Origin of the sequence: Sulfurihydrogenibium sp. (assembly GCF_027448985.1) — a bacterium.
In the GTDB taxonomy this organism is placed as follows: Bacteria; Aquificota; Aquificia; order Aquificales; family Hydrogenothermaceae; genus Sulfurihydrogenibium.
Map to the genome: position 1 here is coordinate 1 of NZ_DAIDMN010000055.1, position 9,579 is coordinate 9,579.

General features: G+C 32.0%; 8 protein-coding genes and 1 pseudogene. 2 read left to right on the plus strand and 7 right to left on the minus strand.

The window, feature by feature from the left end:
- On the minus strand, positions 1–395 hold a 395-nt coding region (locus NE054_RS05630), incomplete at its 3' end, for an ROK family protein (protein ID WP_297889627.1).
- A 72-nt stretch (positions 396–467) separates the two neighbouring features.
- Here NE054_RS05630 and flgK point away from each other — a divergent pair.
- Both flgK and NE054_RS05640 read left to right on the plus strand, forming a co-directional pair.
- Positions 468–1,895: a flagellar hook-associated protein FlgK gene (gene flgK, locus NE054_RS05635; protein WP_297889629.1), complete on the plus strand. Its 1,428-nt coding sequence runs from the start codon at positions 468–470 to the stop codon at positions 1,893–1,895.
- 73 nt (positions 1,896–1,968) lie between these two features.
- Positions 1,969–2,910 (plus strand): flagellin, encoded by a 942-nt coding sequence (locus NE054_RS05640; protein WP_297889632.1) that lies wholly within the window; start codon positions 1,969–1,971, stop codon positions 2,908–2,910.
- Here NE054_RS05640 and NE054_RS05645 read toward each other — a convergent pair whose 3' ends face one another.
- The 6 genes and pseudogenes from NE054_RS05645 to NE054_RS05670 form a co-directional block, all read right to left on the minus strand.
- Positions 2,911–5,562: an AAA family ATPase gene (locus NE054_RS05645; RefSeq protein ID WP_297889635.1), complete on the minus strand. Its 2,652-nt coding sequence runs from the start codon at positions 5,560–5,562 to the stop codon at positions 2,911–2,913.
- A complete protein-coding gene (locus NE054_RS05650) occupies positions 5,559–5,873 on the minus strand; it encodes an MTH1187 family thiamine-binding protein (RefSeq protein WP_297889638.1) in 315 nt (104 codons plus the stop codon). Before NE054_RS05650 ends, NE054_RS05645 begins: the two co-directional genes overlap by 4 nt.
- A 3-nt stretch (positions 5,874–5,876) precedes the next feature.
- Entirely contained in the window at positions 5,877–6,275 is a 399-nt protein-coding gene (locus tag NE054_RS05655) for an EVE domain-containing protein (protein WP_297889641.1), read from the minus strand.
- A 3-nt stretch (positions 6,276–6,278) separates the two neighbouring features.
- Positions 6,279–7,472: a cation:proton antiporter gene (locus tag NE054_RS05660; RefSeq protein WP_297889644.1), complete on the minus strand. Its 1,194-nt coding sequence runs from the start codon at positions 7,470–7,472 to the stop codon at positions 6,279–6,281.
- A 1-nt stretch (position 7,473) separates the two neighbouring features.
- Positions 7,474–9,198 (minus strand): NAD+ synthase, encoded by a 1,725-nt coding sequence (locus tag NE054_RS05665; RefSeq protein ID WP_297889647.1) that lies wholly within the window; start codon positions 9,196–9,198, stop codon positions 7,474–7,476.
- Positions 9,185–9,579, minus strand: a pseudogene (locus tag NE054_RS05670) (hypothetical protein); the annotation flags it as partial. The pseudogene NE054_RS05670 and the gene NE054_RS05665, both read right to left, overlap by 14 nt.

Consider the following 9,579-nt stretch of genomic DNA (forward strand, 5'->3'; position numbering starts at 1 on the left):
AATCCGGTTCCTAAAGTTAAACACACCAACACCTTACCATCTTTTCCATTACCATACACGTACTCTCCATAGGCAGCAACATTCGCATCATTTTCAACTAATGTCTCAATTTTAAAATTTTCTTCTATAAAACTTTTGATATTCAAACCTTCCAAAGACTTTAAATTTGGTGAGTTTGTCAAAAGTCCTGTTTTCTTATCTACAAGTCCAGCAACAGCAACAGCTAACCTATCCGGATTATATTTCTTAATTATATCCGCTAAAAGATTTAAAAAAAGATTTTTATCATCAACTACATCTTTAATGGATATTTTTTCAGTTTCTATGTTTTGACCTTTTTTAAAAGCCACCTTCACAAAAGTACCACCTATATCTATTCCCAAAAACCTTTTCATAAATACACCTTCCAATAAAAAAATTTTGAAAAAATGCGATAATAATATTATAAAGCTATATGGAGGTCTAACATGTCTTTACTTGGAATTTTATCAACAGCAGGTCAAAGTTTACTATCTTTTCAAAAAGGAATAAATTCAACAAATAAAAATATATCAAACGTTACAACTGAAGGATACAACAGAGAAATACCTGTTTTCCAAGATTTACCAAGAAGTGGCGTTGTAATGAACAAAGTGATAAGAGTCTTTGACCAATCTCTTTTCAACAGGTCAATAAACTTAAATCAGCAGCTAAACGCAGATAACGAGTACTCATCCGGATTGTCCAACATAGAAAACCTTTTTAACGATGCACTTGGTAGTGGTTTTTCATCAGACTTAAACAACTTTTTCAACTCAATAAACGACATTCTCATCAAGCCAGATGACATAGCAGCAAGGTCTGCATTTTTAGCAAATGCTCAAACACTTATAGGAAAGATAAGAAATACGGATAAATCTTTGGAAGACCAAAAACAACAAACAGTTTTGAAAGTAAGAGACCAGATTAATCAGATAAATCAAATAACCGACCAGATAGCAAAACTAAACCAATCAATAAAAACAAAAACCTTAGACATACAAGAAAACAACCAATATCTAAACGAAAGAGACAGACTTATAAAACAGTTAAGTGATTTGATAGATACAAAGGTAGTGTTTAATGAAGACAACACAGTTAACATTTTTACAGCTAAAGGGTATGGCTTAGTAGTAGGAGTACAAAATACACCTTTGTCCTTTGAAACGGATACAAACGGTAATCCAGTTGTAAAATGGAACAACTCAGCAAACATAACAAGCGAAATACAGTACGGTCAGTTAGGAGGAAACTTAAAATCCATAAACGCTATAAACCAACAGTTAAACAAGTTAAACGATTTTACAACTGTTTTTGCCACAGTGTTTAACAAAGTTCACAGGCAAGGATACGGACTTGATGGAAGTACAAATCAAGACTTTTTTACAATAGACCCATCTAAATCAGCAACCAAAATAGATGCATCAAATATATACCTCAACATTACAGACCCAAAACAGATTGCAATTGCATCAAGTCCAACATACTTAAACTCCGATAACACAAACGGAAAAAATCTCTTAAAATTAAAAGACAGTATCAATGGTGTACTAACTCCTTCCGAAGAATCAACTTTAAAATCATCTTTAAACGACTCTACAAATTACGACTTTATTAAGGAGCATACATTTGCAGAGTTTTACAACTCAAAACTTGTTGCAGATGTATCTTCTACATCTTCTTACATAAAACAGCAACAGCAAAACAACAAATATCTATACGATGCCATTACAGAAAAGATGAAAAGTTTAACAGGTGTTAACATGGACGAGGAACTTATAAACTTAGCAAAACTACAAAGGTCCTATCAAGCATCCGCAAGAATCATAACGGTAACAGATGAACTTATGCAAACGATTCTTAATTTAGTTAAATAAGTTAAAAATTTTTAAAATTTTTACGATAATAAAATTAGAAATTTATTAAAGTAGCCTTAAAGAGGTCTGTGTTATGAGAATTACAGATTTAATAAAGTATGACAATTACATAAAAAATGACCAAATAAGACAAAATGAGATAGAAAAGTACAGTAAACAGATATCAACCGGAAAAAAACTACTATCTCCTTCCGATGATACAGTTGCAACCGTTGCTTCTTTAAGACTTAAAACCATCAACCAGAACATAGAAAGATACGGCAGAAATATGGATTTTGTCTTAAACGTTCTTGATTCTGCCGAAACTCAGCTTAACTCTATAGTGGAAGCAGGACAAGAGGTCAGAGTTGAGATTGTAAGACTCCTAAACACAGGTGTGTTAGACAAGGAAGACGCTAAGGTTTTAAGAGATTACTTTTCCAACATGAAAGACTACATAATAAAACAGGCAAACTTTAAAATTGGTGATACAGCTTTGTTTGGTGGTATAAAAACTCAAGTTGACCCATTTGCATCAGATGGTACATATCAAGGTGAAACAGTAGAAACAAAAGTTCCTGTTGCCCCTGGAGTTGAGTTAAACACAACTTTTAACGGTAAAGTTTATATAGGTGTAAACAGCACATCAAATAAAATGATTATCACAGAAGCAATAGATAAAATAGTAGAGATAATAGATAGAGCGGTAAGTGGAACAGGTAGCTTAGGAGAGTTAAACACTGCTACAATAAACGTAAACGGTCAAGATGTAAAAATATTGGACGCTTTTGACATTGGCTTGAACAATGTTATGGAGTATAGGTCCGTGATAGGAACTCAGGTAAAAACTATTCAAGATTTAAAAACAATCAACGACCAAAATAAAGTATTTAACAATGACTTAATATCAAAACTTGAAGACACTGAAACTGCTGAAGCTATAACAAATCTTCAAAAGGCACAAGTTGCATATCAAGCTCTCATATCGGTCTTTAACCAAAACAGACAACTTTCCTTACTTGACTTTTTCAAGTAATTAACCAACAGGTATGACTGAGCCGTAACTTACTTTGTATATTATGTCTGCCCTTTCTTCTATTTCATCATCGTGGGTAACGATGATAAGTTGTTTTATAAAATTACTTTCTTTTAAATCTCCCAATAAATCTATAAGCTCTCTCTTTCTTGATTCGTCTAAGTGTATTGTTGGTTCGTCTAATATTAGGAAGTCCGCTTTTTCGTTTAACATTTTTGCTATCGCAAGTCTTAAGGCTAAGGATAAGGCTATCCTTTGACCACCACTTAAAGAGTCCACTTTTACAGCAATATCCGAAGATGAAACTGCGTTTGCTGTTAGAGTTATCTCGTATTTTTCTGTAAACTTTAAGTTGATAAATTGGTTGAAACCAAACTTGCTAAAAATGTCTTCTGTGATTTTTGGTAAGTTGTAAAGGGCATTGTCCTTTAAAAGTTTTTGTAGTTGTTGTAAGGCGTTTTCTATTTTATAGTATCTTTTTATTTTTACGTTCAACCTTTCCATCTCTTCTTCTTGCTCTTGGGCTTTTTTTAGTTGTTGGCTTAATATGTTCTCCTGTCCTTGAAGATTTCCTAACTCTTGTTTTTTTTCTGAGATGTAAGAATTTTTTTCTGTAATATGTTTTTGGAGTGAGTCTTTTTGGCTGTACAATCCGGATATATCCAAGTCTTTTAGTTTTTCGTTTAGTTTTTCTATTTCAACGAAGAGATTCTCTTTTTCTTTTTTAATTTTTTCTAATTCTTCTAAAATTTTAGGCTCTTCGCTTATTTTTGATAAATTCTGGTTGTACCTATCTCTTTCTGGTTTTAGATTTTCTATCTTTTGTTTTACTTCTTGTATTTCATTTTCTATATCGGTAGGATTTGTATCAATCTTTTCTTTTAGCTGGTTCTCTATCTTTTCTTTTTCAATTAAGAGATTTTTAAAATTCTCTTCTAAGTTTTCTTTTAGTAGTTTTTGATAGTATCCGTAATCTTTTATGTGTTTGTCTATAAAATTTGAAATATGTGTTTCTTTTTCTTTTAAAGTATCTAAATCTTTTATCTGATGTTTAAAGGCATTTAGTTTTGCTTCGTAGGTTTTTTTCTCGTTTTCTACTTCCTTTATAGAATCGTACAAGGGTTTTAGCTGGATAAGTAGCTCTCTTATCTGTTTTTGTTTATTTAGTTCTTTTTCTAAATTTTCTTCTTCTTGTTTTAATTTACTGTATTGGTTTCTTTTCTCTTCCAACGTTTTTTCAAGGTCTTTTAATATTTCTTCTTTTTTATGGTCTTCCAATGGTCTTCCGCAGGTTGGACATTCTCCTTGTATTGAGTTTATGTTTTCCAACCTTTTTCTTATCTGTTTTCCTTCTCCTTCTACCGATGCTTTTTCTTCTTTTATTTTATTGATTTCTTTCTCTAAGTGTTCTATTTTAATAGTGTTTTGTTCTATGTGTTCTTGAATCATCAATGGATTTTGCTGTAACATCTGGAATTTTCTATTAAAAGTCAGAAGCTGGTTTACTATATGGTCGTAATTACTTTTTTTATGGATATACTCTTTTTCTTTTTGCTGGATTAATTTTTCTATCTGAGATATTTCTCCTTTTAGATTTTCTAACTTTGTGATTTTTTCTTTTATCTGCTTTAACTCTTCTTGTTTTTCTAATATCTGATTGTATATGGGTTCAAACTCTTTTTTGAAGTTTATTTTCTCCTGTGTTTGGTCTATCTCTTTTTGTATCTGATTTAGTTTTATATTTAGGCTTTTTATTTCTTGAAGTTTATCGTACTTTGCTTCAAGGTTTTTCAGTTCTTCTACTTTAATTTTCAAGCTGTCTATCTGACTTTTTAGGTTTGATATTTCATCTATTTTGCTTTGTAGCTGTGTTATTCTATCTTCTAAATTTTTTAGGTCTGTGAGTTTTATACTTTTTTCTCTCTCTATTTGGTTGTATGTGTTTATTTTTGTTTCAACTTCTTTTAACGATTCTTCCAACTGTTTTTTTTCTTCTTCAATCTTTTTTATTTCTTCTTGTAATTGGTATATTTGATTTTGTATATTTTTTATTGATTGTGTTAGCTCTTCTTTGTCTATTTTTTCTGATTGTAATGTTTCTAATCTATTTTCTTCTTTTTTACGGTTTTCTTTGTACTTTTCTAAAAGTTTTGAGTATATGTGAAGGTCTAAGAGTTCTTCTATTATTTTTTCTCGTTCAGATGGTTTTTGTCTAATGAGTCCTTCTATCTCTCCTTGTTTTATCAAGATTGAGTTTAGAAAAGTTTTTTTCGATAATCCGGTTATCTTTGGTAGTTCTTGGTTAAGGTGCTTTTGTATATCTAATATTTCTCTTGTGTTTTCTACTCTGTACAGAAGTGCGGTGGTGGTTGTGTTTTTCCCTTTTTTTTCTATTTTTCTTACTATTTTGTATTTTTTATTTCCTTTTATAAATTCAAGTTCTACCGATGCTTCATTTCTTCCCCATTTTATAAGGTCTATCTGGTTTCCTTTTGAAGATTCTCCAAAAAGGGCAAACTGTATCGCTTCTAACACCGAGCTTTTTCCGGCTCCGTTTTCTCCTATTATAGCTGTTATTCCAAATGGAGAAAACTCTATCTGAGTGTCATCGTGAGACAAAAAGTTTTTTAGTCTTACTTTTGTAAGTATCATTTTTTGACTTCCTTACCTAATCTTTCCTCTACTGATTTTATTTTTCCTTCTATTCTATTTTCTGCTCCTTTTCTTATATCCATTTTTATAACGGTGTAAACTCTGTTACAGTCTGGTTCAAGCTGTTTATAGGCTTGATTTATTATATTTAAAGCTTCTTCCATTGTATCTGTTTCAAAAACTGTTCCCATCGGTGTTAATTTGTAGGGTACTCCTGATTGGTCTATCATCTTTATGATACGGCTTACGTATGGGCTTACACTTTCTCCTTTATCCGTTGGAAACATTGAAAACTCTACTAAAAAGGACATCCATCAACCTCCTTGGGTTTTTTCTAATATTAATTTTACCAAATTTTCTGGAATTTTCATAACACTGAGCCTTGGCATTTTTACAAGGTAAAAATCTTTGAATTCCGGCATTGATTTGATTTCTTTCAACGTTAACGGTTTTAATCTTTTTAAGGGTTTTATGTCCACTACGTAAAGGTTGTTTTCATCTAAGTAAGGGTTGGATATAACTTCTCCAAGTCCTACTATTGCTTTTTCTTTTCCGGAATGGTATATAAAAACTTTATCTTTTATCTTCATTTCTTTTATAAACTTCTGAGCTAATGGATTTTTTACACCATTCCACACAGTTTTGCCTTCTTTTTCTAAATCATCGTAGGAGTACTCTTGTGACTCTGTTTTTAGAAGGTAATAGTTTTCCATCTTCTAATCCTTTGCTAACATTTTAAGTATTATAGGAGATATTAAGGTAGTAAATGCTACAACGAATATTATAACTGCGTAAAGTAAGTCGTCGAATAGTTTTGAGTTTTTACCAAGTTCCGCAAAAATTAGACCAACCTCTCCCCTTGGAAGCATTGAGAAACCTATCAGTAATTTTTCCTTTGTTTTGCCTTTTATAAAGAATCCCGATAAAACTTTTCCTAAAACTGCGATGATTAGTAAAACTACGGAAAGTTTCCAAAAATCAAAGGATGTAAAATCTATAGCTTTTAAATTAAGACTTAGTCCTATTGAAACAAAAAATATAGGTGTTAGAATAAAAACAAGTGGGTCTATCGAGTGTTCTATTTTTTCTGCCATCTTTTCTTTTTCTTCCACTTTTAAAAATGCTGCCAACGGTATAACAAACCTTCTTGAAAGGGCAAGTCCTACTGTAAATGCTCCAAGTATCTCCGGAGAGCCTACTTCATGAGATAAGAATGCAAAAAAGAAAATCATTGACATTACAGCAACTGGAATAAACTCTTGGCTTTGGAGTTTGTTTGAAAATATATTAATCAACTTTGCCATTATCTTAGCTAAAATAGGAGCCAATACGAAAAATGTTGCTATGTAAAAAATCATCGTTAATGTTGCGTTTATATCTACGGTTCCTTTCTTCGCAAACTCATACAACACAGCTAAAACAATAACGCCAAATATATCATCTAAAACTGCAGCTGCTAAAACTATCTGAGCAAATCTATGGTTCATCTTGCCAAGGTCCGTTAGGACCTTAACGGTTATACCTATGCTTGTTGCGGTAAGTGTACCACCTATAAACAAAGATGTTGCAAGTGGAAGATTAAAAAGGTAGTAGCTTGCAACTGCTCCAAATACCATAGGTAGTGTTGCGCCAACGGTTGCTACGATGATTGCCGGTACACCAACCTTTTTTAGTTGATGAACGTCTGCTTCAAGTCCTACCTTAAATAAAAGAAGTATTATTCCTATCTCAGCTAAGACTTTTATTGCATCGTTTATTTCAATAAGTCCAAATCCACTGACACCAAGTATAATACCTGCAAAAATCTCTCCTAAAACAGCCGGAATACCAAATTTATTAAATAAATCTCCTAAAACTCTTCCAAAAAATATGATTAATGCTAAAGATAAAAATAAGTAGTGTAAATCCATTTTAATACTCTCTAAATTTATTTGTTATTGGCATCCTTCTGTCTTTTCCAAAAGCTCTTTCTGTTATTTTTATTCCAATTGGTGCTTGTCTTCTTTTGTATTCGTTTATATCGATTAGTCTTACTATCTTTTTGACTGTTTTTTCATCAAATCCGGATTGTATAATCTCTTCCACGGAGTAATCTTCTTCTACATACATACGGATTATCTCATCTAAAATATGGTATGGAGCAAGCTCTGCCTCATCTGTTTGGTTTGGTCTAAGTTCCGCGGAAGGTGGTTTTACCAAAACTCTATCCGGAATAACTTTTGAGATGGAGTTTCTGTATCTACATAGCTGGTAAACCTTTGTTTTTAAAACATCTTTTATAACTGCAAATCCACCAACCATATCACCGTAAAGGGTAGAGTATCCTACACTCATCTCACTTTTGTTTCCTGTCGCAAGGACTATCCAACCAAACTTGTTAGAAAGAGCCATAAGAATGTTTCCTCTAATTCTTGCCTGTAAATTTTCTTCGGTTGTATCCGGATTTAAACCTTTGAATATATCTTTAAATTCGGCTAAGTATGTTTTAAACACATCTGTTATAGGAATTGTAAACGTTTGAATGTTTAGGTTTTTAGCTAATTCTAACGCATCTTCTACGGATTCTTTTGATGTGTAAGGAGATGGCATCAAAACACCTTTTACATTTTCACTTCCAAGGGCATCAACTGCTATTGTTGCAACCAAAGAGCTGTCTACACCACCACTTAAACCTAAAACAACTTTTTTAAAGCCATTTTTTGTTATGTAATCTTTCAATCCTAAAACAAGGGCTTTGTAAGTGCTTTCTACATCCGAATTATCAAGGACTATTCTCTGTTCTATTATTTGAGTTTTTTCTTTTATTTTGTAGTCAAGACTTATTACGTTTACGTTTTCTTGTCTTTTGTAGCTAAACCTTAGATTTTTAAGTCTGTTGTCTTTAAGTTGCCATCTGAAAATCTCGTCTAAATCTATGTCAGCTATTACTAAATCTTCTTCAAAGCCTTTTCCTTTTGCCAATATTTCACCGGTAGGACTAACAACAAAGCTATTTCCATCAAAGACAAGTTCATCTTGTCCACCTACAAGGTTAACATAGACTATAGAAACAAGGTTATCTCTTGACCTTACTTTTAAAAGTTCTTCTCTTTTTTTGATTTTTCCTTCACTGTAAGGTGATGCATTTATGTTGAACACAATCTCGCAACCTTCTATTGCATAAGTATTTATAGGATTTTCCGGATACCAAATATCCTCACAAATGGATACACCAAACTTATAACCTTCTATCTCTAAAATTGTCAACTCTTTTCCTTGTTGAAAGTATCTATTTTCGTCAAATACTCCGTAGTTAGGTAGATACTGTTTATGATATTTTCCTACTACCTGACCATTGTAAACGATAGCTGCTGCGTTGTATACATCTTCCTGTTTATCTATGAAACCTACTATGACGACTATATCCTCTACTTTCTCTGCCAACTTATTTAAATACTGAATATTTTTTTCAATAAAAGAAGGTTTTAAAACAAGGTCTTCTGGTGGATATCCGGTTATGGAAAGTTCTGGAAAGATTAATATATCAACTTCCTGATTTTTTGCTTTTTCTATATAATCCAATATTTTTTTTAAGTTGTAATCAAAATCTCCAACAACCGGATTTATCTGTCCAAGTCCAACTCTAATTTTCTTCAAGTTTACTTTTTACCTCTTTGTAATTCAACAGGTCCATCTCACTTCCTTTAAATGCAAGGGCATAAATTCCTTTTTTAGTTAAAAGGTTTACAATATCTTCTGTCAAAAATACTGATGAGAAAATCGGAATCAACTTTTTATTTTTGTATTCCGGAAAGTATTCAAAAAACTCTCCACTGTTTACAAACTCTGAAAACTGTATCACATCATCCGCTTTTGGTTTTGATTTTGTTTCGTTTAGTAGTAAAACTTCCTCACAAACAACTATAAAGTCAAACTCCCTTCTCTTTTCTTTGTTTATCACACTTTTTTTCTTAACTCTTATTCCTTCAAAATCTACATCTACACATCCAAAGTACTTTTGAGCTATTGTTCTGATAT

Excerpts from the sequence above, each read along its gene's own strand:
- flgK (WP_297889629.1), top strand. The coding sequence starts at position 468 with ATGTCTTTACTTGGAATTTTATCAACAGCAGGTCAAAGTTTACTATCT.
- NE054_RS05640 (WP_297889632.1), top strand. The coding sequence starts at position 1,969 with ATGAGAATTACAGATTTAATAAAGTATGACAATTACATAAAAAATGAC.
- NE054_RS05645 (WP_297889635.1), bottom strand. The coding sequence starts at position 5,562 with ATGATACTTACAAAAGTAAGACTAAAAAACTTTTTGTCTCACGATGAC.
- NE054_RS05650 (WP_297889638.1), bottom strand. The coding sequence starts at position 5,873 with ATGTCCTTTTTAGTAGAGTTTTCAATGTTTCCAACGGATAAAGGAGAA.
- NE054_RS05655 (WP_297889641.1), bottom strand. The coding sequence starts at position 6,275 with ATGGAAAACTATTACCTTCTAAAAACAGAGTCACAAGAGTACTCCTAC.
- NE054_RS05660 (WP_297889644.1), bottom strand. The coding sequence starts at position 7,472 with ATGGATTTACACTACTTATTTTTATCTTTAGCATTAATCATATTTTTT.